We start from the raw sequence: 24,307 nt of genomic DNA, 5'->3' as shown, positions 1-24,307 counted from the left end.
TTTGCTCAGCATTAGCTGAGCGGTAAAAAAAAGGATGATGGAAAAGATGATAGATGATATTTTACCAATTATGGATGTGCAGCACGATTGCATCCTGTCCAAACAAGGAGATGTGACAGTAGTGTTTAAAGCAGAATTACCCGAGATATTTACCTTGTCGGATCAGGAATACGAGGCATTTCATCAGGCTTGGCTCAAAGCTATAAAGTTACTTCCGAAGTTTAGCGTATTCCATAAACAAGACTGGTTTATAGATAGCAAGTTTCAGCCCGATTTCACAAGTGAAGACTCCAGTTTTCTAACCCGTAGCAGTGAACGTTTTTTTAATGAACGCCCATTTCTGGATCATTCATGTTATATTTTCCTGACTAAAAAACCAGTAGGAAGAAAAACGTCCAGTTCCTTGTTTTCAAATTTACTGAGAGCCTCCATCGTTCCGGAAGAAACTTTAAAAGCGCAACTGCGTCAGGAATTTATTGATAGTACCGGCCAGTTCAGACGCGTATTGGAAGACAGTGGTTTTGTCAAACTTACCCGTCTTGGAAATGATCAGCTTAGAAGCCATAGCAGAAAAATTGGAATCATTGAACAATATTGCTTTTTATCTGAAAAAGAAAATTCGTTTGTTTTTAAGGATATTGCTTTTGATGAAGGTTTGCAGGTTGGAGATAAACACTGCCAGATTTATACATTGGGTGATGCCGCTGATCTGCCGGCCTTATGCGGGTCCCGAATTAACTATGATCGGTATTCCACTGATAAGACCAAATTCAGTATCGGATTTGCCTCAACTCTTGGTCAATTATTGTCCTGTAACCACATATACAATCAATATATTTTCATAGAGGATTTTCAGAAAACTCTGCAAAAGTTAGAAAGTAAAAGACTGCGACTGCAATCCTTATCTGCCTACAGCAGGGAAAATCTTATTGCGCGTGATGCAACCAATGATTTTCTAAATGAAGCAATCAGTCAGCAAAGATTACCAGTCAAAGCCCATTTTAATGTGCTGATTTGGACAGAGAATAAAGAAGAACTCAAAGACCTGAAGAATAAAGTTTCTTCCGCACTGGCCCAGATGGATGCGACTGCTAAGCAGGAGACGGTCGGAGCTGCACAGATTTTTTGGGCAGGAATTCCCGGGAATTCCGCAGATTTCCCAATGAATGATACTTTCGACACGTTCACTGAGCAGGCTACCTGTTTTTTGAATCTAGAAACCGGTTACCGTTCTTCTCTTAGTCCAATTGGTATTCGACTAGGAGATCGTTTGACCGGCAAACCGGTTCATGTGGATATTAGTGATGAGCCTGTTAAAATGGGGATCTGTACCAATCGGAACAAATTTATACTGGGACCTTCGGGAAGCGGCAAATCCTTTTTTACCAACCATATGGTCAGAAGTTACTATGAGCAGGGAACCCATATTGTATTGGTTGATGTTGGGCACAGCTATAAAGGATTGTGTGATATGGTAAAGGGCTACTACTTTACCTACGATGAAAAGAACCCAATCCGGTTTAATCCATTTTATATCAGTGAAGGCGATTCGCTTGATACCGAGAAAAAAGAAAGTATTAAAACACTCTTATTGGCACTCTGGAAAAAAGACAATGAAACCTTCAATCGAAGTGAATATGTAGCACTTTCTAACGCACTTCAATTGTATTATGAAAAGTTAGACAGCAATTCTGATTTGTTTCCCTGCTTTGACAGTTTTTATGAATTTCTGAAAAATGAGTTTGTATCCATATTGGAAGGCGACAAGGTAAAGGAAAAGGATTTTGATGTAAACAATTTTCTGTACGTACTGCGTCCTTACTACAAGGGAGGTGAGTTTGATTACCTGCTCAATGCTACGGAGAATCTGGATCTGTTAAAAGAGCGCTTTATTGTTTTTGAACTCGATAATATCAAAGACCATCCGATACTCTTTCCAGTAGTGACCATCATTATAATGGAAGTCTTTATCAGTAAAATGCGCAAGCTTAAAGGAGTCCGAAAAATGATCCTGATAGAAGAAGCCTGGAAAGCTATTGCCAAGGAAGGAATGGCAGAATATATTCGGTATTTATTCAAGACTGTTCGTAAATTCTTTGGGGAAGCCATTGTAGTGACTCAGGAAGTAGAAGATATTATTTCTTCTCCGGTCGTTAAACAAGCTATTATCAATAACAGTGACTGCAAGATATTACTGGACCAAAGCAAGTATCAAAACAAATTCGAGCAAATCCAGGAACTGCTTGGACTTACCGAAAAGGAAAAAGCATTGGTATTATCTGTAAACAAAGCCAATGATCCTGATAAGAAATACAAAGAAGTGTTTATCTCACTTGGAGGCATGCAGTCTAAAGTATACCGCACCGAGGTGTCCCTTGAAGAATATCTCGCCTATACCACCGAAGAAACTGAAAAAGTAAAAGTACAGGCGTATGCCAAGAAATTTGATGGCGATATCCGAAAAGGCATTGCGGCACTTGCTATTGACTTAAGAGCATAAACATTATGAAAACTAAACAATAACAGTTATGAAAACAAAAAAGAAAATCATGATTTGCCTGTTGTGCTTTTTACTGATCAGCACTCCGGCAAGACCGGCAACAGTTGCAGCAATACCGATTTTAGAAATCGTAAAAGCGGTTGCAAAAAAGGTAATTAAGGCTATTGACCTTAGGATCCAAAAACTGCAGAACAAAACGATCTGGCTGCAGAATGCACAAAAAAAAATAGAAAATATCCTCTCCAAACTAAAGCTGGATGAGATTTCCGATTGGACTGAGAAACAAAAAGAACTCTATAAGAATTACTATGAGGAACTGGCAAAAGTCAAATCCATCATTACCTATTACCAGCGTATCAAAGATATCAGTGAAAAGCAGGTTCGTTTGGTAGATGAATATGAAAGAGCCTGGAGCCTGTTTCAAAAAGATACTCATTTTAAGGCCAGCGAACTCGATTATATGCAAAGTGTGTATTCCGGGATACTCGATGAAAGCCTGAAAAGCATCGATCAGATTTTCCTTGTATTGGATTCTTTCACCACACAAATGAGTGATGCCAAAAGGCTGGAGATTATAAATTCTGCTGCAGATCAAATTGATGCTAATTATGATGACCTGACACTTTTCAACAGACAGAATGTACTACTGAGCCTTCAAAGAGCCAAAACAGAGCATGATGTCAAATCCATTAAGCAATTTTACGGAATTCCGTAAACAAGCAATAAAATCATGAAAAAGATATTTTTAGTAGTGCTTTTTACTACACTGATCACAGGAAATCTTCAGGCACAGACAAAACAGCAAAGGATGCTTTTAGAGCAAATAGCAGCTCTGCAAGTCTATATCGGATATGCACAAAAAGGCTATTCCGCAGTGAAAAAGGGGCTGAATACCATAGGATATTTCAAACGTGGAGAATTTAATCTTCATACAGATTACCTGAATTCCCTTAAGACAGTCAACCCCAAAATAAAAAAGTATGCAAGGGTAACGGAAATTATAGGGCTCCAGAGAAAAATCATGAAAAGCTACAAGAGCTTACATCAGCAAATCCGGCAGGATGATTTGTTTCATGGAGATGAAGTCGATTACATCAAAAGGGTCTTTGAAAGGTTAATTAAAAATTGTGATACCAATTTGGATGAGCTTCTAACAATCATTACGGACGGAAAGTTAGAGATGAAAGATGATGAGCGAGTGAAACGCATTGATATGATTTACCAGAATATGCTTGATGACTATACTTTCTCTGAAAGTTTCAGTAATCAAACCAAGATGATTGCTGTATCAAAAGCAGCCGAATTGAAAGAAGCAAAAAACAGCCGTGTCCTAAACGGCATAAATACTGATTTGCCATGAAAAAATTACTGATTACAGGAATTGTGTTTATCGGGTTGCTATTTCCATCCCCGATAACAGCTCAAAAACAGGAAATCCAGCAATTGATTTTGAACATAGAGAAATTGGCCCAGTTCAAACAGATTTTAAAGGATATGAAAAAGGGCTATGAAATACTAAGCGGAGGCTATAATACAGTAAAAGATTTGTCTGAAGGAAATTTCAGCCTTCATGAAACATTTCTTGATGCGCTCATGCAGGTTAGCCCCACAGTTAAGAATTACAGGCGTATTGGTGACATTGTGAATTATCAGATGCTGCTGGTAAAAGAATACAAGTCCGCTTTTAGCCGTTTTAGGGACAGTAAAAATTTTAATTCTGAAGAAATTGCCTATTTCGAAAGGGTGTACGATAATCTTTTTAAGCAAAGTCTTAGAAATCTTGATGAATTGACCTCTGTGATTACCGCAAATAAAATGCGAATGTCTGATGATGAAAGGCTAGCCGCTATTGACAAAATATATGCAGATATGCAAGACAAACTTTTGTTCCTGAGAAACTTCAACAATAATACAACTGTACTGGCTTTACAGCGTGCAAAAGAGCATAATGATACCCGCGCAATGCGCAGTATTTATAAGTTAAATAACTAAATATCCACTGTTATGATAAAGATAAATAAGCAAATAATACTTGTTATTCTTGCAATGATATTGCCATTTACGATCCAGGCACAAGGAATTGCAGACGACATGAACGGCTTGCATAGTGTATTGGAACAATTGTATGATGAAATGATGCCCTTATGTAGTAATCTGATTGGGGTTGGACAAGGACTTGCCGGTTTTGCAGCTATGTGGTATATCGCTTCAAGAGTCTGGCGACATATTGCCAGTGCTGAACCCATAGATTTCTATCCACTCTTTCGTCCTTTTGTTATCGGATTTTGCATTATGATTTTTCCCTCTGTCCTCTATATGATCAATGGTGTCATGAAACCTACTGTTACAGCAACTGCATCAATGGTGGAAGGATCAAATAAAGCGATTGAAAGACTGCTTAAAGAAAAAGAAGAAGCACTTAAAGAAACAGATCCCTGGAAAATGTATGTGGGTTCGACAGGAAGCGGCGATCAGGATAAATGGTACCGCTATACTCATGATGATGCAGATCCAAGTGGGCAGGGGATGCTGGATGGTATTGGAAATGATATCAAATTCGCCATGAGCAAGGCCTCTTATAATTTCCGCAATTCAGTAAAGGAGTGGATGAGCGAGGTACTGCGTGTATTATTTGAAGCTGCTTCCCTGTGCATCGATACACTGCGGACTTTTCAATTGGTGGTACTTTCTATTTTAGGTCCAATCGTTTTTGGTATTTCGGTTTTCGATGGTTTTCAACATACCCTTACCGTCTGGCTGGCACGTTACATCAATATCTATTTGTGGCTTCCCGTGGCTAACATATTTGGAAGCATCATCGGAAAAATTCAGGAGAATATGCTAAAGATTGATATTGCGCAAGCAGGAGAATATGGAGAGACTTTCTTTAGCAGGACTGATGTTGCTTATCTGGTCTTTATGATTATTGGGATTATAGGCTATTTCACTGTCCCTTCTGTTGCCAATTACATTGTTCATGCCGGAGGCGGCGGTGCACTCGGACAAAAAGTGACCAGTATGTTTAGTAATTCTACAACTTCCGTGGTAAATACTACATCTCAAGGAACTACAATGGTAGCGGATGCTATGGGGAATGCTGCCGGGCGTATGTATCAAAGCATGTCTGATTCCGGAAATTCTGCACCTTACTTCAAAGATAAGGACAATTATATGGCTGATAAATTAAAAGGTAAATCTTAACCCTAAATTCAACGTTTATGTTTAGTAAAATGAAAAATATTGACACTGCTTTTCGGCATGTCCGCGGTTTTACGATGCTTGTCATTACAGGGTGCATCCTTATTAGCTGTTTTTCGCTTTATAAGAGTTTCACACTGGTATCACAAATGCAAAATAAGGTTTATATACTAGCTAATGGAAAGGCGCTGGAAGCCTATGCTTCGGACCGAAAAGATAACATTCCTGTAGAGGCAAGGGATCATGTAAAGACATTTCATAAGCTGTTTTTTACACTTGACCCAGATGATAAAGTCATTAAAAGCAATGTAACAAAGGCTCTTTATCTGGCGGATGACAGTGCTAAACGGGTCTATGACGATTTAATGGAAAACGGTTATTACTCCGGTATCATATCGGGGAATGTCAGCCAGACGATACAGATTGACAGTGTGACTATTGACCTTAATAACTATCCGTACGGATTCCGATGTTATGCTACTCAAAATATCATTCGTACCACCAGTATTGCACATCGAAACCTTATTACGGAAGGCAACCTTCGCAATGTATCGAGAAGTGACAACAATCCGCATGGCTTTTTAATCGAGCGATGGAATACTATTGAGAATCGGGACATAAGTACCGAAAACAGAAAATAATAAAGCTGCACATCATGAAATTCACTTCTAAACGAAATAGCAAAAAAAGCGATGTTGTTGCAACTGCTAAAAATAATCTATGGCAAAAGTTTGACCAGGCTAATCTGCGATTGCAGTATAAATGCGCCAATTGGCTTGAACGCAAAACAGCTCATTTTACACGTCTTAACTGGATTGTGATTGTGTTGTGTTTTACCGTATTTACAACTGGCTGCAGTATATACCTGATTGTGAATAGTTTTTCAGGTAATAAAAATAGAAATATAACATTAACCCCGATTACCAAACCAACCAATCTGATACCCTTAAAAGAAAAGCCTCTTGAACTCAATACAATTATTAGCGAAACTGAATTTGAAAAAATTACAAGTTTTCGGAGGTATATGGATAGTCTGGGGCGCAGTCCGACAGGAAAAAAAACGCATGACAGTATTGTATTAAATCGTCCCGGACTTCTGGACAGTTTAACAATAATAGAGAATTATTATTACTCACATCTTAAAAATTAATATCATGGAACAAAACACAAAATCATTAAAGGCCTTAAAACATCGTAAGATGCTCTTGGTACTGCCAATATTGGCGTTGCCATTTCTAACTGCCATATTTTGGGCATTGGGAGGTGGAAAAATGGATGCTGCCAACTCAGCAGCACCACAGCAAAAAGGTTTTAATCTAAAACTTCCCAATGCGAACCTGAAAGAAGGACTTCCGCTCGATAAAATGAATTACTATGATCTGGCTGCACTTGATTCAGCAAAGCTTGATGAACTTATTAAAAAAGATCCCAACTATTTGAGCCAGTCTTTTCAGATTGATTCAACCGAAGGCAGCAGTGCTCTTACTCAGAGAAAAGAGCGACATGGTTTAAATAAATCTGTTTATCGCGATCCAAACGAAGAAAAAGTACATCAAAAATTGGAAGCATTGCAAAAAGCAATCAATACACCAGTAGCAGTTCCGGAGCAAAATAAAGATTATGTAAAAATTGCAAAATCGAATGAAACCTCGCTGCATTCCAATGATGTGGACAGGCTCGAACAAATGATGCAATCCATGAATGAAGAGCAGGAAAGTCAGGATCCGGAACTGCAGCAGCTCGGTGGAATGCTGGAGAGTATTTTGGATATCCAACATCCCAACAGGGTACAGGAAAAATTGAAAAAAGCGTCCGAGGCTCAGCGTGGACAAGTCTTTACTATTTCAACCAAGGAGTATGAAGATCCTGTTTCTTCTTTACAAAACAAAACATTGAACAGTTCTGAGTACAAACAGAATGGTTTTTATTCTTTAGACGAATTTGAAAATGATGATTTAATGCAGAATGCCGTAGAAGCCATTATTCATGAAACACAAACTATTGTAAATGGAGCTACAGTTAAGTTCCGACTCATCAACGACATTTTCATAAATGGCATTAAAGTTCCAAAAGACAATTTTTTGTTTGGAACAGCTTCCTTAAAAGGAGAACGATTAACTATTAACATTAGTAGTATCAGATACAACAACTCCTTATTTCCGGTGGATTTGTCTGTTTACGACATGGATGGACTTGTTGGTATATATATTCCGGGAGCCATTAATCGTGATGTCGCCAAAGCATCCGCTGATCGCTCCATGCAAACTTTAGGAGTTGCATCACTAGACGATTCCTGGGGAGCTCAGGCAGCTGGAGCGGGAATTGAAGCGGCTAAAAGCCTGCTAAGTAAAAAAGTAAAACTAGTTAAAGTAGTTGTAAAAGCGGGATATAAAGTACTGCTGCGTGATGAAAAACAGAAACAAAATGATTCTAATTAAAAACTAAAAATGATACAGATGAAAAATTTTAAACTATTGGTGATGATTTATTTATTATTTATGACCATCGGTGTATTAGCACAGCAATCAAGTAAAAACCATTTATCCAAAACGGAATCGGACTCTTTAATGATAGCCTATTCAAAAACGACCAATATTGTATTTCCTTTTGCCATAAAAAGTGTCGACAAGGGAAGCCCCGATATATTGGTACAAAAGGCTAAAGGTCTTGAAAACATCCTTCAGGTTAAGGCAGCTCAAAAGGGATTTTTTCAGACCAATCTTACGGTCGTGACTGCAGATGGTAAACTCTACTCTTTCGTGCTGGATTATAATGAAGATTTCCCGCAGCTAAATCTTACGCTGAATAAAACTAAGCCAGATGGACAGGAAATTTATTTTTCAGATGAAATTATTAATGATCAGGATATTGAGGAATATTCAAAGTTAGCCTTATACGACAAAAAAAAGCTGCGAGGTCAAAGGGAAAGTAAATATGATATTGATTTTAGGCTCAACGGAATTTTTATTCGTGATGAAGTAATGTATTACAGGATAAAGATAACCAACAATTCTAAAATCAATTATGAGATAGACCAGCTTCGTTTTTTTATTCGCGACACTAAAAAAATAAAACGTACTGCTTCACAGGAAATTGAAATTACGCCCATTTATATACTGAATGATATTGATAAAATTCAAGCTGAAGCAGAAAATATCTTTGTGTTTGCGCTGCCAAAATTTACAATTCCGGAAAAAAAATATTTAGCCATACAGCTCATGGAGAAAAACGGTGGCAGACATTTAGAAGAACATGTCAAGAATACAAAACTGGTACAGGTGACTGTACTTCCCAAACTATAAACTATTTAATAATTAAAAAATTGAAATCATGAACGAGAAAAATTTTGAATACTTACGCGACCAGTTAAAGTACACTGGTTTTGGAGATGCATTAGAATCTGAATTAAAAGAAAAAATGCAGAAAGAAGAACCTAATTTCACTTTGACGCATAATACGCAATATGGTAATGATACTGCTGCAGCTACATTAAATTTCAATAAGTCAAAAGAAAGCGATATGTATTTCTTTAATTCTTATAAAGTGGAATTGCAAAAAGAGAATTCCAAAGAAAATTTGGAGCAAACCTTTTATATCAATAAAGGCAGCAACATCACCATGAAAGAAGCTTACAATCTTATGGAAGGCAGATCAGTAAACAAAGATCTTACCAACAAGGACGGAGAACTTTACAACGTTTGGCTTCAAATCGATTTTAAACAGTCCGAATCTAATGGAAACTTTAAGCTAAACCATTACCATCAGAATTACGGCTATGATTTGGAAGCAACACTCTCCAAACATCCGATTAAAGAACTGGAAACCCCAAAATACAAAGAAGACTTAATCAATTCTTTGAAAAAGGGAAACCTGCAATCCGCTACTTTCCAAAAAGAAGGAAATGAGATTAAGCAATATATTGAAGCCAGCCCACAATTCAAGACAATTAATGTATATGACAGCAATTTGCAACGCATTGATAATCGTAAGTCTAAAGAAGAAAAGCAATCCGAAACTCAGCAAGCTTCTGAAAAACAAGGCAGTAAAAAGCAAAACCAAACTGCCGATGATGATGGACCAGAAGTGCCAAAGGAAGCTAAGAAGAAAAAGAAAAGTCAATCCATGTAATCAGTAATGATGAACGAACAACTTCCCATAAACAGAGTAGAGATGGAATTGAACCAGTGGCGCTCCAGGGAAGAGCGTTTTAGTAAACTGTTTAATTTTAGTCTTTCCAATAATAGGTCACTGATCAAAAAAAAGCTGCATCATTACGAGCGAATTGGAACAAAGTATAAGGGCAGCAAAAATATTGAGGAACGTTTTGCTTTGCAGATCCTCAAGCAGGAAAAGGACAAGATTCTAAAACAGCTTTATCCTAATTTATTGGTAAGACTCATTCGTAAACTAGTTGTAGCACCGCTTATAGATCAAATTGCAGTGCGTAAGGATGTAAAAGAAGAGCAGAAGAATAACCAAGCGCTGTGCGATCAAGTGCAGCGTATTGGTTTTAGAGATTTGTCAAATCAAATTGATCAACAAATCAAACAAGGTCACCAGCAATTTAGTATTCCGGTTTCCTATTACGTCAACGAAAAAGAACGACTGGATCATGAGTTGTCCTTTGTTAAAGACCAAAGCGGACAGTATCAATTTGAGGGTTATAAAGCTAGTCTGCATAATGAGTTAAAACCTGAAGAAAACAGGAATCAGTACTTCAAAGTTGAGCAAGAAAATTCTGTTGACACAACACAGGCTTATAATTTGTTGGCAGGGCGAGCGGTTCAAAAGGAAAAAACTTGGATCCAACTAGATCTTAACGACAAAGATGCTAGTGGCAATCATAGAATCAAAGAATTTCATTCCGGGTATGGTTACGATCTTGAAAAAGCTGTACAACAACTTCCTTTAAAGGAATTATCAAATAAAACTGAAGCAGATAAATTAAAGGATGCTTTAAAACAAGGAAACAGGCTGCCTGTAACCTTGATTAAAAATGGAAATGAACATCGGTTTTATATTGAAGCAAATCCTCAATTTAAATCGATAAATATTTATGACGAGCACTCAAGAAAAATTACGCTATCAACGGCATTGGGGAATAAAACAATGGAAACAGTAAAACAGCAGCAAAAGACAAATGAGAGTCAACAGGTGAATCATTCCACAAGAAATGGTATGCGTGTAAGCTGATAATCTAGGAAATAATGAAAACATTAAAACCTTTATCTGATTTCTTTAAGGCAATAGAAAAAGATTACCGTATTAGTATCACTCATATTGGTATATATGCGGCATTGCTTCAATTTAGGGCTGAAAAGGGTTTTGTTAATCCTATTGAGGTCTATAGGTATGAAATCATGAAGCTAGCCAAGATAACGGGGCCTGTAACCTATCATAAATGCATTCGTGAGCTAAACGAGTATGGTTACATTAGCTATCTGCCAAAACGCAATAGAAACCAGCGGAGTACAATTTATTTTCCTATATGAGTAATTGAAATCAATTTTAATTAATTAGTAAAGCCCGGTTGCGGGCTTTCGCTGTCAATAGAAGGAGGTGTATGATGAGAGAGGAAGAGATTGATAGAATAACACCACACAGAGCTATGGAATTATTGAGAAAGGATGGTATAGATGTAGATGCTGATCGAGCAAAAATTATCTTGGATTTTTTCTACGAAATGGCTGAAATAGTGGTTGATACATATTTAGATGAACAAAAAATACGTAAATTTACACTCACACAAAAGCGTGAAAGCAAGTTTAACCAATCAATATTAAAATCATGAAAATTGCAGATTTATATATCCGTGTAAGTACAGATGAGCAGGCAGATAAAGGATATTCGCAAAGGGATCAGGAAGAACGTTTACGTAAATATTGTGAACTGAATTCGTTTCAGGTTCGAAAAGTGATTATTGAAGATCATTCTGCTAAAACTTTTAACCGTCCATCATGGAAAAAGCTATTGTCAGAGCTTAGAACACGAAGAGGACATTCTGATTTGGTACTCTTTACCAAATGGGATAGATTTAGTCGTAATGCAGGAGATGCCTATCAGATGATAAGTACATTACGTAGATTAGGTGTTGAGCCACAAGCAGTGGAACAGCCTTTAGATCTTACAATTCCAGAAAACAAAATGATGCTTGCTTTTTATCTTGCAGCACCTGAAGTTGAGAATGATCGTAGAGCACTAAATGTGTTACATGGTATGCGTCGGGCCAAGAAAGAAGGGCGTGTTATGGGGATTGCTCCAATAGGTTACAGTAATAAAATTAGTGAGGATGGTAAAAAATATATTGCAATTAAAGAAAGTGAAGCAAGTATTATGCGATGGGTTTTTAAAGAATTGGCGAAAGGAAAAATAAATACACAAGAAATCTGGGGATTAGCGATTGATAAAGGACTCAAATGCAGTAAGAATGCTTTTTGGGGTTCCGTACGTAACCCTGTGTATTGTGGAAAAGTATTCGTGCCAAAATATAAAGAAGAAGAAAGTCAATTAGTAAAAGGACAGCACGAGCCACTAATTTCTGAATCATTGTTTTATGATGTTCAGGATGTACTAGATAGTCGCAAAAAAAAGAGAAAAACTACTGTAACGGTAGATCCTGCCTTACTATTGCGTGGGCATTTGATATGTCCCAAGTGTGGCAGACTGCTTACAGGCAGCGCATCTAAAGGACGTAATCAACATTATCACTACTATCACTGCAGATTAGGCTGTACGTTCCGTGAAAAGGCTCCAGAGGTAAATGCGATTGTTGCAGATGAAATAAGAAAATATGTAAGACCATTGCCTTTTTTAGAATTGTATAAAGAAGTGATAGTATCTGTATTTAAAAATAAAACAAAACACGAACGCAGTGATGTTAATAGATTAAAGGAAGAACTGGAAGGAGCTAATGAAAGATTGACCAAAGCGAGAAATTTACTTATTGTGGGAGATTTAGACCCTAACGATTATCGCATAATAAAAATAGAGACTGAGGAAAAAATAAACAGGCTTGAAGCTAAATTAACCACTGGAATTAAAGGAACTGCAAATGTTGAACCCTTGCTGAATAAGGCTATTAGTCATATTTCTCAACTGGCAACATTATATGAGGAAGGTACAACGGCAAGAAAAAGAAAGATAATTGGTTCGATTTTTCCTGAAAAGCTCACTTTTGACGGAATAGAGTGTCGAACCACAAGAATCAATGAAGCACTTAGGGTTATGCTCTTATTTTACAAGGGTTTAGATGGTAAAAAAAAAGGGACAAATCAGCTGTTTTCTGATTTGTCCCAAGATGTGACCATGGAGGGATTTGAACCCTCACGCCCTTGCGAGCACCACCCCCTCAAGATGGCGAGTCTACCGTTTCTCCACATGGCCTAAAATGAAAAAAGGTCAAGTAATAAAAATTACTCGACCTTTTGTGACCCGACTGGGGCTCGAACCCAGGACCCCATCATTAAAAGTGATGTGCTCTACCGACTGAGCTATCGAGTCATTGCTTTCAAGAAACTTATGTTGTTAATCACATATTTTGTGACCCGACTGGGGCTCGAACCCAGGACCCCATCATTAAAAGTGATGTGCTCTACCAACTGAGCTATCGAGTCATTATGTTTCTTGAATGCGGGTGCAAATATAAGGAGTTTATTTTATTATTTGCAAGCATTTTTATTATAAATTTGTCTTTTTTTAACCAATGTTTACAACGCCCTAGTTTATAGGGTTTTATTAGAATGAAAAAAATCATCTTATTGGGATATATGGGTTGCGGAAAGTCAACTATTGCCCAAAATCTTTCAAAAAGTATAAATATTCCGTTTTTAGATTTGGATAAATGCATCGAAAAAAGAGCAAACTTGTCCATAAATGAAATTTTCGAACAACATGGAGAGATCTATTTTAGAAAATTAGAGCATGAAATGTTTGTTGAATTACTACAGTCTTCAGAAAATAGTATCATAGGTTTAGGTGGAGGAACACCTTGTTACGCTAATAATCACGAATTATTAAAAAGTGACACTGTTGTATCGATTTATTTAAAGGCTTCAATAGAAACTTTATATAATAGATTAGTTCACAATAAAAGTAAACGTCCTTTGATTGCGAATATGGATGAGGAAGAGATGAAAGAATTTATTGCAAAACATTTATTCGATCGTAGCTTTTATTACAACCATGCACAACATAAAGTTGTGGTTGATGATAAGACGGTCGAAGAAACGGTTGAGGATATTAAGACTTTACTAGCTTAAAAAAGCATAGTCGCCCTCTTTGTTGTCGAAAACTACCTGAACATGCTCCAGTAAAGAAGTAGAAAGTGAAATACCTTTAAAATCGGCTTTTACAGGGTATTTTTTATGGTTTCTGTCTACAAGTACTGCTGTTTTGAATTTCTTAAGAGGAACGTCTAAGAAATGACGAACAGCGTATATTAAAGTTGTGCCTGAGTTTAAGACATCATCAACTAATACTAAACCTTTATTTTGGTATTCTTCTTTAGTTAAAGAAGTCTGAATTGGCAATTGTGGATTTTGTTTGTCAACCTTAACTTCACAGGTAGACACTTTAAGTGTTGAAATGTTACTCAGTGCAATGGCAATTTTTTCGGCAAAAATGGATCCGTTAGAAGCGATTCCGGCAATTACAACTTCTTCTTCATCAACAAAAGTCTCGTATATTTGATAGGCGATACGTTTGATTTTGTGTTCGATTTCCTGATTGGTTAAGATGATGTTTTTGCTCATGATTTATTTTTTTTGCTAAAGTACAAATTTTAAATTCCAATAAAAAAAATTCCAAATTCCAATGTTGAGGTTTTGGATTTATCTTTTTGAATTTAAATGTTGGATTTCTATGACAGTAGTTTTGGAATTTGGGATTTGAAAAATTGGAATTTATTCCGTTTCCTCTTCATCAAAAATCTCATTTCCATATTCATCGATATCTCTTCGGTCTTTTTTGGTCGGTCTTCCTGTTCCGCTTTTGCGATAATGTTCTTTAGATAGTTTTAATAATTCTAAATGGGCATAAGCCTCGGCTGGCGTTTCGTTTTTTCGGTATATATCAACCAATTTTGCTCCAACGCGACTTTCAGGAATATCGAGTACAGTTATAATTTGTGTAATCTGATCTTTTCTGAAAGTAATTCTGTCAGTTGGGAAAACTTCTTTTGATGGCTTTGCAACCTGCCCGTTAACAGTTATATGGTTCTTTTTGCATGCCTCCGTTACCATGTTTCTGGTTTTGTAATAACGCACACACCATAGGTATTTATCTATTCTCATAATTTTTCTAAAATCAAAGTTAAATTCTTTACAAAAATAAATCAATATTGTATCTTGCGCACCTAAAAAATTAACAATAATGAATAAATTTAAATATTATTTTGTTTTATTGCTTGCCGGTATTTCTTTGGTTTCTTGTAATAAAAGTGATGATGATGATGTAGTGGTAGTTCCTTTGCGTGATTATAAAGAGCAGTATAAAGCAGATAATGATTCGATTGAAAAATATTTAAAGACTAATTACTTAATAGTTGATAAAGTAACTTTTGATGTAGAAATAAAAAAAATTCCAGCAGGTGGAACACAGGTTTCTATTTGGGATCAACAGGAGTATCCTCTTGAACATAGAGATGTTTATAATCGCGACATTAATTATAAAGTTTATTATTTAACACTTAATAAAGGTGTAGGTGAGTCACCTTGTAATACGGATTTGGTTTATGCAGCATACAAAGGAAACTTATTAGATGGGACTGTATTTGATCAGTCGTACGGTTTGGGTGTTGGTTTTGATTTATATGTTTATAAAACTAATCCTGTTATTGACGGATGGGGAGAAATCTTTCCAAAATTTAAAACAGGTACTTCGACTACTGCTGCTGATGGAGTTATAACATACCAAAATTACGGTGCAGGAGTTATGTTTTTACCTTCGGGACTAGCTTATTTTGGCACTCCACAAACGGGTATTCCTACATATGCTCCGCTTGTATTTAGTTTTAAGTTGTTTGAACTTCAAAGATTAGATCATGATTTTCAAGTAGTAGGAGGACAGAGAACAGGTGCACCGGACGGTGTTTTAGATTATGATGAAGATATTAACCATGATGGTTACAATTATAATTTAGAAGATAAAGTAAGGTTTCCAAATATGCCTAAAGAATTAATTGATGATACTGATGGTGATGGAATAGCCGATTTTATGGATTTTGACGATGATGGAGATGGATATAGTACTCGATTTGAAATAACAAAACCAGAAGGTGCTCCAGTGACGGGAATAAGTAAATATTATCCTTTTGATCCTTTGCCAGACAATCCAAAAACGGTAAATACAGATGAAAGTGAGACGTATGGTATTCCAGCATTCTCTGCAGCTGGAACTCCAGATTATACATCTCCAGGAAGATTAAGAATTCATGTTGATAAAGATCATCATTCTGCTAAATAATTATTCAGTAATCTGAATTTGAAATACAAAAAAACCTCGAAAGTGATTTCGAGGTTTTTTTTATAAAGTAAGAAAATTAAAAATTATTTTCTTTTAATAACTCTTTCTACAGCTTCAACAATTGCCTGATTGTTTAATTTGTATTTTTCCATTAATTGCTCTGGAGTTCCAGATTCACCAAAACTATCGTTTACTGCTACAAATTCTTGTGGAGCAGGATTGTTTAAAGCTAAAACTCGTGAAACACTTTCTCCAAGACCTCCAAGAATGTTGTGCTCTTCTGCAGTTACTACGCATTTTGTTTTTGCCAATGATTTAAGAATTGCTTCTTCATCAAGTGGTTTGATAGTATGAATGTTGATTACTTCAGCAGAGATTCCTTTTGCTTCTAACGCTTCAGCAGCAATAAGCGCTTCCCAAACTAAATGTCCTGTTGCAACAATTGTTACATCAGTTCCTTCGTTTAATAAAATAGCTTTTCCAATTACGAATGGCTCATCAGCAGGAGTGAAGTTAGCCACAACCGGACGTCCAAAACGTAAATAAGCCGGACCATGATGATCTGCTAATGCTAAAGTTGCAGCTTTAGTCTGATTGTAATCGCAAGTGTTGATTACAGTCATTCCTGGCAACATTTTCATTAAACCAATATCTTCTAAGATTTGGTGTGTTGCTCCGTCTTCACCTAGTGTTAAACCAGCGTGAGAAGCACAAATTTTTACATTTTTATCAGAGTAAGCAACTGATTGACGAATTTGATCGTAAACTCTTCCTGTAGAGAAGTTGGCAAAGGTTCCTGTAAATGGAATTTTTCCTCCAATTGTCAAACCTGCAGCAATACCAATCATGTTAGCTTCTGCGATTCCAATTTGGAAAAAACGCTCCGGGTGATTTTTTTTGAAATCATCAAATTTTAATGATCCAATTAAATCCGCACATAATGCCACAACGTTTTCGTTTTTTTGACCTAGTTCAGTCATTCCCGCTCCAAAACCTGAACGAGTATCTTTACTTCCTGTATTTGTATATTTTTTCATTTTTGTCTTTTATGAGATGCTAAGTTTCTAAGTAACTAAGTTTCTAAGTTGAAAACTGTCACTGAGACTGAACACTTTTTTAGTAATCGATTTGGTCTGCAGAATAGTTTTGAGCTAAAGCACTTGCCAACTGATCGTTGTTTGGTGCTTTACCATGCCAAGCATGTGTGTGCATCATAAAGTCAACGCCATTACCCATTTCAGTGTGTAATAAAATACAAACTGGTTTTCCTTTTCCTGTTCTTGATTTAGCGTCAGTTAAACCTGCTAAGATTGCGTCGATGCTATTTCCTTCTTTAATTTCAAGAACGTCCCAGTCAAAAGCTTCAAATTTAGCACGAAGACTTCCCATTGCTAGAACTTCGTCAGTTGTTCCGTCAATTTGTTTTCCGTTAACATCGATCGTTGCGATAAGGTTGTCTACTTTTTTAGCAGAAGCATACATAATTGCTTCCCAGTTTTGACCTTCTTGTAATTCTCCATCACCATGCAGAGTATAGATTAAATGATTATCACCATTTAATTTTTTAGCCTGAGCTGCTCCAAGTGCTACAGATAAACCTTGTCCTAATGATCCAGAAGCGATACGCACTCCAGGTAAACCTTCGTGAGTTGTTGGGTGTCCTTGTAAACGAGAATTTAATAATCTAAAAGTTGCCAATTCTGAAATAGGGAAATAACCGCTACGTGCTAAAACGCTATAGAATACAGGCGAAATATGACCGTTTGAAAGGAAGAAAATATCTTCTCCAATTCCGTCCATATCAAAACCTTCTTTGCGGTCCATAATATTTTGGTATAATGTTACCAAAAATTCAGTGCAACCTAAAGAGCCACCTGGGTGACCTGAGTTGACAGCATGTACCATTCGAAGAATATCTCTTCTTACTTGGATCGTTAAATCGCTTAATTGTTGTGTGTTAGGCTTCATTTTATATGTAAAAGTTAAACTGACGCAAAAGTAATTGTTATTTTGCGGGCTGACAAATGATTTTTTGCTTTAGTTTGCCGGAATTGTTAAATTCCACCACTTTTTTTATTGATCCTGAAAAAAACACTTGAATGTTTTAGATTTCTTGAATGAGACTACTTTATAAGATCTTTTTTTGTTGAAAATTTAAAATAAAAAAGTCCCGTTAGGGACTTGAGTTTTGTTTTATTGATGTGTCGAAAAATGGATTTACTCGGTATCGCTTTCGCTATAGAAATTGTTTTCTTCGTCTTCAGAACCAATTTCTTCCTGTTCGTCATCAAGCTCTGAACCCGGAATGTCTAAGTCATTCCCTAGTTTGTCGCTGTTTTGTTTCCATTCGTGATTGTCCTGATTAACGATTCTTTCTCCGGAAATATCTTCCGGATCAACGTCCTCTAGTTTATCTTCCTGATTGTAAATGTCTTCATTTGCTGGGTAATCTAAATTTTCCAGATTTCTCTCGATTTGATCTTCTTTAATAGGGTTGTTATCTTCTGAGTTTATCATGATTTCTACTTTTTTAATTGATTATTAAAGTTATGAAATTATGAATTCATAATGTTATATGTTTTAAGTACAAAGTTTAAGTATTCACATGATTAATTATCTCATTTTTCAATTATCCTGTTGCTGATTCCGTAATTCGTACTTTGTCTGATTTTGAGGATCTCTCTCCATGTTATTAATTGAATATTGTTATTCATAAGTTTTGTTTTGCATTCCTGACTTGTAAAAAAGTCAAAATCGATTTGGCGCCATGCAGACCCGAAATTTGGATGATTGATTGTAATGCCTTGCATTTCGTAATTATCGAAAGCGGGGTGAAGCAGGAAAACATTAAAACCGGGAATAATTGAATCTAAAGCTTTTTCATAAGATTTTTTAAGTTCTCCTTTTTCGAAATCGGCAAAATACCCAATCAGAAGATTATCAGCTAAAAGAGTATTTTCGAAATTGTATTTTTCATCTGATAAACTGATTGATTCTACAAATTGTTTGTTGAGGAAAACAGGTAGATTGTACGTGTTTCCCAGTTCTTTGTAGATTTCTAAAATTTCCGGAGTAACACCAACGCTGCACATGTGAGAATCGAGATGCGTGGGTTGGATTCCGAATTGTAACGCTTTTTCGATTTGTGCAGTGAGTTCTTTTTTTATTTCAGATGGTTTTGCCTTGTTTTTAAATTCGGCTCTGGTTTTATAAAAGTACCCATTATGGTCGACTAAACTTGAAACTTCGTTAACTGGAAGAATCGGGCCAAATTTATAATTTTCCCATTCACAGGTTAAAGTTAGATGTATCCCGCAATCGAATTGTGGATTGTTTTTGGCAAATGTTGCCATTTCGAAAAACCACGCGCACGGAACCATTATGCTATACGAGTTAACAGATCCGTTTTGTAGTGCTTTTATTGTAGCTTGATTTTCTGAGTGTGATAATCCTGCATCATCAGCATGAATGATTAATAATTTGGTGTTTTCAGGATATCCAAGTTTTTGAGCTAAGTTCATGTTTGATTTTATTTTTGGCTGATGGATCTTGTTTGTAGCAGTTTTTTTCGATGCAGATTGAATTCAAATTTAAAAATTTATTGTTAGAACTTTTGGTTCTTTTTTGCGTTAGGGATAGCAGCGGTATCTCCCGATTTAGAAAAACAAGGCTTTTTAGCCGTAGTTTTTGTTAATCGGGAATAAAGCGGATAGCCCGACCGGAGGGAACGCCCAAAAGAAACTTGAAATTCCAAATTTTCTAATTGACAAATTCCAATCTTTAAGGTTGATGAGAATCATTATCTAATTTTCTAATTGACAAATTCTCTAATTACTTAATTTTCCCTGAAATTAGCTTATCTTTGCCGACTGAAAAAAGAAACAGATGAAGTTTGATTTATTACAAAAAGATCCGCAATCAAAAGCGAGAGCGGGGAGTATTACTACAGATCACGGCGTAATTGAAACGCCTATTTTTATGCCTGTTGGAACGGTTGCTTCGGTAAAAGGGGTGCATCAGCGTGAATTGAAAGAGGATATTAATCCGGATATTATTCTTGGAAATACGTATCATTTATATTTACGTCCGCAAACTGAAATTCTTGAAAAGGCTGGTGGATTACATAAATTCATGAACTGGGATCGTAATATTTTGACAGATTCTGGAGGATATCAGGTATATTCTCTTTCGAGTAATCGTAAAATTAAGGAAGAAGGAGTGAAGTTTAAATCGCATATTGACGGTTCATATCACTTTTTTACCCCGGAAAATGTAATGGAAATTCAGCGTACTATTGGTGCTGATATCATTATGGCTTTTGATGAGTGTACACCTTATCCTTGCGATTACAGATATGCACAACGTTCAATGCACATGACACACCGTTGGTTAGATCGTTGTATCAATCACTTAGATAAACTTCCTTATAAATATGGTTATGAGCAAACGTTTTTTCCGATTGTTCAGGGAAGTACTTATAAAGATTTACGTCGCCAATCGGCGGAATATATTGCAAATTCCGGCCAACAAGGAAATGCAATTGGTGGTTTGTCAGTAGGGGAACCTGCAGAGGAAATGTATGCAATGACTGAAGTGGTTTGTGAAATTTTGCCAGAAGACAAACCTCGTTATTTGATGGGTGTTGGAACTCCTATAAATATATTAGAAAATATTGCGTTAGGTATTGATATGTTCGACTGTGTGATGCCAACACGTAACGCCAGAAACGGAATGTTGTTTACAGCAAATGGAACCATCAATATTAAAAATAAAAAGTGGGAAGCTGATTTTTCTCCAATTGATGAAATGGGACACACTTTTGTAGATACAGAATACACAAAAGCTTATTTACGTCACTTATTTGCTGCCAATGAATATTTAGGGAAACAAATTGCGACTATTCATAATCTTGGTTTCTATATGTGGTTGGTTCGCGAAGCTAGAAAACATATCTTAGCAGGCGATTTTAGACCATGGAAAGAAATGATGGTTAAAAATATGAGCCAAAGACTTTAAAAAAAGTTTCAAGTTTTTTTAGTTTCAAGTTTCAAGTTCTTATAGCAACTTGAAACTTGAAAAGTGAAACAAAAAAACAAAAAAATCTATGTTAACGATAATAGACAAGTATATTTTAAAAAGATATTTAGCCACTTTCTCGGTGATGATCTTGTTATTTATTCCGATTGGAATTGTAATCGACGTTTCTGAAAAGGTGAATAAGATGTTAGAAAACAAGATTCCGTTTCTGGATATTGCTTACTATTATTACAACTTTACCATTTATTTTGCGAACTCTTTATTTCCGATATTTTTATTCTTATCTGTAATTTGGTTTACTTCGAAACTGGCCAATAATACTGAAATTATTGCTATTTTAAGTTCGGGAATTTCATTCACCCGATTTCTTCGTCCTTATATTATTGGTGCCTCTATTGTTTCAGTTTTTGTTCTTTTAATGGGGTTTTATATTGTTCCTGCTGCAAGTGAAGGTTTTAATAATTTTAGATACACTTATTTAAAAGGAAACGGAAAACAACTGATGCGCGGTGAAAATACCAATGTATACAGGCAGATTAACGATAATGATTTCATCTTTGTTAACAGTTTTCAGGAAGAATCTAAAACAGCTTTTAATTTTTCACTGGAGCATTTTGAAAAAGATAAATTGAAATATAAAATTACAGCCAGTCGTATTAAATGGGATCCGAAAAAGAAAACCTATATTTTGTATGATTATACCAAAAGAACCGTTGGTGAATTAGGTGATATTATTGAAAAGAATCCTGAAAAAAGTGTTCCTTTCAAGTTCGAATTGGAAGATTTGACACCAGTAGTTTATATCGCTGAAACTTTGAGTCTTGGTAAATTGTATAAGTTTATTGATAAAGAAAGAAAACGAGGTTCAGGGAATATTAATACTTATTTGGTTGTTCTTTATAAAAAATATAGTGTACCGGTTTCTGCCTTTATTTTAACTATTATTGCCGTTGCTGTTTCATCTATGAAAAGGCGCGGTGGTATGGGTACCAATCTAGCTATCGGAATTGCAATTGCTTTCTCTTTTGTGTTTTTTGATAAAATTTTTGGTACACTTGCCGAAAAATCTACTTTCTCACCTTTATTAGCTGTCTGGTTCCCGAATATGGTTTTCGGAATTCTGGCAGTTTACCTATTACGTAATGCGAAACGATAATTTAAAAAGTTACTTAAATCTTCATTTGATTGTTTTTATCTGGGGTTTTACTGCCATTTTGGGCGCTTTAATCACTATTGATGCTGAAAATTTAGTTTGGTTCAGAATGCTTCTTGCCGGAATTTTCCTTGCGGGATTTATAGTTTATAAAAAACAATCTTTTGTAATATCAGCCCAGTCTTTTGCCAAGTTAATTTTTGTCGGATTGCTGATCGCTATGCACTGGATTTTCTTTTTCAAGGCGATTCATGTTTCTAATGTTTCGATAACACTTTCGATATTTTCATTAGGCGCTTTTTTTGCTTCATTGCTAGAACCGCTCTTTTATGGGAGAAAAATATTATTATATGAAGTTTTCTTCGGATTGATAATTATTGCTGGTTTAACTATGATTATGCAAGTTGAAGTTAAATACCTGAATGGAATGTATTACGCGTTGGCATCCATTATTTTAGGAGTTTTATTTACTTTAATGAACGGAAAATTAATCTCTGATCATGAGCCCTCTGTTATTACATTTTATGAATTTGGTGCAGGCGTTTTCTTTATTTCTATTTATTTTTTAATACAAGGAAAATTCACTGCAGACTTTTTTACAATGTCATTAAACAATTGGGTTTTATTGCTTGTTTTAGCGTCTGTTTGTACGGCTTATGCCTTTACAGCTTCTGTAAAAGTAATGCAGAAATTAACTCCCTATACTGTTATGTTAACGACTAATTTAGAGCCGGTTTACGGAATTATGTTAGCTTATCTTATACTTGGAGGAAAAGAAAAAATGAGTACAGAATTTTATATTGGCGCCCTAATAATTGTAATTACAGTTATTCTAAACGGTGTTTTTAAACATTATAAAAATAAGAAAGAAGTGTAATAGTTTACTTATTTTTAAATCACAATTTGATACTTTACTAACAATTAACTGTGCCAATGATATAATATTTTTATATTTGCGGTTCGATTTACAAACAAAATTCAAAAATCCATGGAATATTTAGATTTTGAGCTTCCAATCAAAGAACTTGAAGAACAGCTAGAAAAGTGTGTTATAATTGGAAAAGAATCTGATGTTGATGTAACACCTACTTGCAAGGAAATCAACAAAAAATTAGAGCAAACAAAGAAAGAAATATATAAAAACCTTACGGCTTGGCAGCGTGTTCAGCTTTCAAGACATCCAAACAGACCTTATACGTTAGATTATATAAGAGCGATCTGTGGTGATACTTTCTTAGAACTTCACGGAGACAGAGGTTTTAAAGATGATAAAGCAATGGTTGGCGGATTAGGGAAAGTAAACGGACAATCGTTTATGATTGTTGGTCAGCAAAAAGGTTTTAATACAAAAACACGTCAGTACCGTAATTTTGGTATGGCAAATCCTGAAGGATACCGTAAAGCTTTGCGTTTGATGAAAATGGCAGAGAAATTCGGAATTCCGGTTTTGACTTTAGTAGATACTCCGGGTGCATATCCAGGACTTGAAGCTGAAGAAAGAGGGCAAGGAGAAGCTATTGCAAGAAACATTTTTGAAATGGTTCGTTTACAAGTTCCAATTATTACAATTATTGTAGGTGAAGGAGCTTCAGGAGGAGCTTTAGGAATTGGTGTTGGAGATAAAGTTTATATGTTAGAGAATACCTGGTATTCTGTAATTTCTCCAGAATCATGTTCTTCAATTTTATGGAAAAGCTGGGAGTACAAAGAACGTGCTGCAGATGCTTTAAAATTGACTTCATCTGATATGAAAAGACAAAAATTAGTTGATGATGTTATTCCGGAACCACTAGGAGGAGCGCACTATGACCGCGAGACTACTTTCAAAACAGTTGCCGAATACATTACCAAAGGATATAATGAATTGAAAGACTTATCAACAGCCGACTTAATTGCCCAAAGAATGGACAAATACAGTAATATGGGCGAGTATAAAGAGTAAATTCTTACAAGATTAA

At 35.8% G+C, this 24,307-nt stretch carries 25 protein-coding genes, 3 tRNA genes and 1 pseudogene; 20 read left to right on the top strand and 9 right to left on the bottom strand.

The window, feature by feature from the left end:
- Positions 1-37: 37 nt before the first annotated feature.
- From BUA98_RS16005 to BUA98_RS22550, 14 genes and pseudogenes are all read left to right on the top strand, one after another.
- Positions 38-2,500: a TraG family conjugative transposon ATPase gene (locus tag BUA98_RS16005; protein WP_072974204.1), complete on the top strand. Its 2,463-nt coding sequence runs from the start codon at positions 38-40 to the stop codon at positions 2,498-2,500.
- A gap of 28 nt (positions 2,501-2,528) precedes the next feature.
- Positions 2,529-3,215, top strand: a complete 687-nt coding sequence (locus BUA98_RS16000; RefSeq protein WP_072974202.1) for a conjugal transfer protein TraI — start codon at positions 2,529-2,531, stop codon at positions 3,213-3,215.
- 15 nt (positions 3,216-3,230) lie between these two features.
- Positions 3,231-3,860 carry a hypothetical protein gene (locus tag BUA98_RS15995; RefSeq protein WP_072974200.1) on the top strand — a complete coding sequence of 210 codons (630 nt, stop codon included), beginning with the start codon at positions 3,231-3,233 and terminating at the stop codon, positions 3,858-3,860.
- Positions 3,857-4,492 carry a hypothetical protein gene (locus BUA98_RS15990; protein WP_072974198.1) on the top strand — a complete coding sequence of 212 codons (636 nt, stop codon included), beginning with the start codon at positions 3,857-3,859 and terminating at the stop codon, positions 4,490-4,492. Before BUA98_RS15995 ends, BUA98_RS15990 begins: the two co-directional genes overlap by 4 nt.
- 12 nt (positions 4,493-4,504) lie before the next feature.
- A complete protein-coding gene (gene traJ / locus BUA98_RS15985) occupies positions 4,505-5,701 on the top strand; it encodes a conjugative transposon protein TraJ (RefSeq protein WP_072974196.1) in 1,197 nt (398 codons plus the stop codon).
- Between the two features lie 17 nt (positions 5,702-5,718).
- A complete protein-coding gene (gene traK / locus BUA98_RS15980) occupies positions 5,719-6,339 on the top strand; it encodes a conjugative transposon protein TraK (RefSeq protein WP_072974194.1) in 621 nt (206 codons plus the stop codon).
- Positions 6,340-6,353: 14 nt separating this feature from the next.
- The gene (locus BUA98_RS15975; RefSeq protein WP_072974192.1) at positions 6,354-6,848 is read left to right on the top strand and encodes a hypothetical protein; all 495 of its coding nucleotides are present in this window, start codon (positions 6,354-6,356) and stop codon (positions 6,846-6,848) included.
- A gap of 4 nt (positions 6,849-6,852) precedes the next feature.
- Positions 6,853-8,136 carry a conjugative transposon protein TraM gene (gene traM, locus BUA98_RS15970; RefSeq protein WP_072974191.1) on the top strand — a complete coding sequence of 428 codons (1,284 nt, stop codon included), beginning with the start codon at positions 6,853-6,855 and terminating at the stop codon, positions 8,134-8,136.
- Between the two features lie 18 nt (positions 8,137-8,154).
- A complete protein-coding gene (traN, locus tag BUA98_RS15965) occupies positions 8,155-9,000 on the top strand; it encodes a conjugative transposon protein TraN (RefSeq protein WP_072974189.1) in 846 nt (281 codons plus the stop codon).
- 28 nt (positions 9,001-9,028) lie between these two features.
- Positions 9,029-9,826, top strand: a complete 798-nt coding sequence (locus BUA98_RS15960) for a hypothetical protein (protein ID WP_072974187.1) — start codon at positions 9,029-9,031, stop codon at positions 9,824-9,826.
- A gap of 6 nt (positions 9,827-9,832) precedes the next feature.
- Positions 9,833-10,891 carry a hypothetical protein gene (locus BUA98_RS15955; RefSeq protein ID WP_139257022.1) on the top strand — a complete coding sequence of 353 codons (1,059 nt, stop codon included), beginning with the start codon at positions 9,833-9,835 and terminating at the stop codon, positions 10,889-10,891.
- Positions 10,892-10,905: 14 nt separating this feature from the next.
- Positions 10,906-11,190: a hypothetical protein gene (locus tag BUA98_RS22555; RefSeq protein WP_072974184.1), complete on the top strand. Its 285-nt coding sequence runs from the start codon at positions 10,906-10,908 to the stop codon at positions 11,188-11,190.
- A gap of 71 nt (positions 11,191-11,261) precedes the next feature.
- Complete coding sequence (locus tag BUA98_RS15945) at positions 11,262-11,489, top strand: hypothetical protein (RefSeq protein ID WP_072974182.1); 228 nt, start codon at positions 11,262-11,264, stop codon at positions 11,487-11,489.
- Positions 11,486-12,412: pseudogene (locus BUA98_RS22550) on the top strand (recombinase family protein); the annotation flags it as partial. The gene BUA98_RS15945 and the pseudogene BUA98_RS22550, both read left to right, overlap by 4 nt.
- A 586-nt stretch (positions 12,413-12,998) precedes the next feature.
- Here the strand turns inward: BUA98_RS22550 and BUA98_RS15935 are convergent.
- From BUA98_RS15935 to BUA98_RS15925, 3 genes are all read right to left on the bottom strand, one after another.
- Positions 12,999-13,081, bottom strand: a tRNA-Leu gene (locus tag BUA98_RS15935).
- Positions 13,082-13,125: 44 nt separating this feature from the next.
- Positions 13,126-13,198 (bottom strand) — tRNA-Lys (locus tag BUA98_RS15930).
- Positions 13,199-13,238: 40 nt separating this feature from the next.
- Positions 13,239-13,311: transfer RNA gene (locus BUA98_RS15925), tRNA-Lys, on the bottom strand.
- A 126-nt stretch (positions 13,312-13,437) separates the two neighbouring features.
- Between BUA98_RS15925 and BUA98_RS15920 the strand changes: the two genes are divergently transcribed.
- Complete coding sequence (locus tag BUA98_RS15920) at positions 13,438-13,956, top strand: shikimate kinase (protein WP_072974181.1); 519 nt, start codon at positions 13,438-13,440, stop codon at positions 13,954-13,956.
- On the opposite strand, the gene BUA98_RS15915 is transcribed toward BUA98_RS15920, so the two are convergent.
- Together BUA98_RS15915 and BUA98_RS15910 are read right to left on the bottom strand one after the other, a co-directional pair.
- Positions 13,948-14,448 carry a phosphoribosyltransferase domain-containing protein gene (locus BUA98_RS15915; RefSeq protein WP_072974179.1) on the bottom strand — a complete coding sequence of 167 codons (501 nt, stop codon included), beginning with the start codon at positions 14,446-14,448 and terminating at the stop codon, positions 13,948-13,950. The two genes, BUA98_RS15920 and BUA98_RS15915, sit on opposite strands and share 9 nt — an antisense overlap.
- A gap of 150 nt (positions 14,449-14,598) precedes the next feature.
- Positions 14,599-14,988, bottom strand: coding sequence for an RNA-binding S4 domain-containing protein (locus tag BUA98_RS15910; protein WP_072974177.1), 390 nt, complete (start codon positions 14,986-14,988; stop codon positions 14,599-14,601).
- 79 nt (positions 14,989-15,067) lie between these two features.
- On the opposite strand from BUA98_RS15910, the gene BUA98_RS15905 reads away from it, so the two are divergent.
- Positions 15,068-16,159, top strand: a complete 1,092-nt coding sequence (locus BUA98_RS15905) for a BamM family beta-barrel-assembly machinery protein (RefSeq protein ID WP_072974175.1) — start codon at positions 15,068-15,070, stop codon at positions 16,157-16,159.
- An 83-nt stretch (positions 16,160-16,242) separates the two neighbouring features.
- Here the strand turns inward: BUA98_RS15905 and BUA98_RS15900 are convergent, their stop codons facing one another.
- From BUA98_RS15900 to BUA98_RS15885, 4 genes are all read right to left on the bottom strand, one after another.
- Entirely contained in the window at positions 16,243-17,196 is a 954-nt protein-coding gene (locus tag BUA98_RS15900) for a transketolase family protein (protein WP_072974174.1), read from the bottom strand.
- A gap of 79 nt (positions 17,197-17,275) precedes the next feature.
- Positions 17,276-18,127: a transketolase gene (locus tag BUA98_RS15895; RefSeq protein WP_072974172.1), complete on the bottom strand. Its 852-nt coding sequence runs from the start codon at positions 18,125-18,127 to the stop codon at positions 17,276-17,278.
- A gap of 249 nt (positions 18,128-18,376) precedes the next feature.
- Positions 18,377-18,676, bottom strand: a complete 300-nt coding sequence (locus BUA98_RS15890; RefSeq protein WP_072974170.1) for a hypothetical protein — start codon at positions 18,674-18,676, stop codon at positions 18,377-18,379.
- A gap of 101 nt (positions 18,677-18,777) precedes the next feature.
- Positions 18,778-19,680, bottom strand: coding sequence for a polysaccharide deacetylase family protein (locus BUA98_RS15885; RefSeq protein WP_072974168.1), 903 nt, complete (start codon positions 19,678-19,680; stop codon positions 18,778-18,780).
- Positions 19,681-20,044: 364 nt separating this feature from the next.
- On the opposite strand from BUA98_RS15885, the gene tgt reads away from it, so the two are divergent.
- The 4 genes from tgt to BUA98_RS15865 all read left to right on the top strand — a co-directional run bounded on the left by tgt (position 20,045) and on the right by BUA98_RS15865 (position 24,291).
- Positions 20,045-21,175, top strand: coding sequence for a tRNA guanosine(34) transglycosylase Tgt (gene tgt / locus BUA98_RS15880; RefSeq protein ID WP_072974166.1), 1,131 nt, complete (start codon positions 20,045-20,047; stop codon positions 21,173-21,175).
- 88 nt (positions 21,176-21,263) lie between these two features.
- Positions 21,264-22,352 carry an LptF/LptG family permease gene (locus BUA98_RS15875; protein WP_072974164.1) on the top strand — a complete coding sequence of 363 codons (1,089 nt, stop codon included), beginning with the start codon at positions 21,264-21,266 and terminating at the stop codon, positions 22,350-22,352.
- Positions 22,339-23,226: a DMT family transporter gene (locus BUA98_RS15870; RefSeq protein WP_072974162.1), complete on the top strand. Its 888-nt coding sequence runs from the start codon at positions 22,339-22,341 to the stop codon at positions 23,224-23,226. The genes BUA98_RS15875 and BUA98_RS15870 overlap by 14 nt, the downstream gene beginning before the upstream one ends.
- Before the next feature lie 111 nt (positions 23,227-23,337).
- A complete protein-coding gene (locus tag BUA98_RS15865; protein ID WP_056190985.1) occupies positions 23,338-24,291 on the top strand; it encodes an acetyl-CoA carboxylase carboxyltransferase subunit alpha in 954 nt (317 codons plus the stop codon).
- The last annotated feature ends 16 nt before the right edge of the window (positions 24,292-24,307 follow it).

Origin of the sequence: Flavobacterium saccharophilum (assembly GCF_900142735.1) — a bacterium.
GTDB lineage: Bacteria > Bacteroidota > Bacteroidia > Flavobacteriales > Flavobacteriaceae > Flavobacterium > Flavobacterium saccharophilum.
The sequence above is the reverse complement of the archived record's forward strand: the minus strand, read 5'-3'. Positions and strand labels throughout refer to the sequence as shown.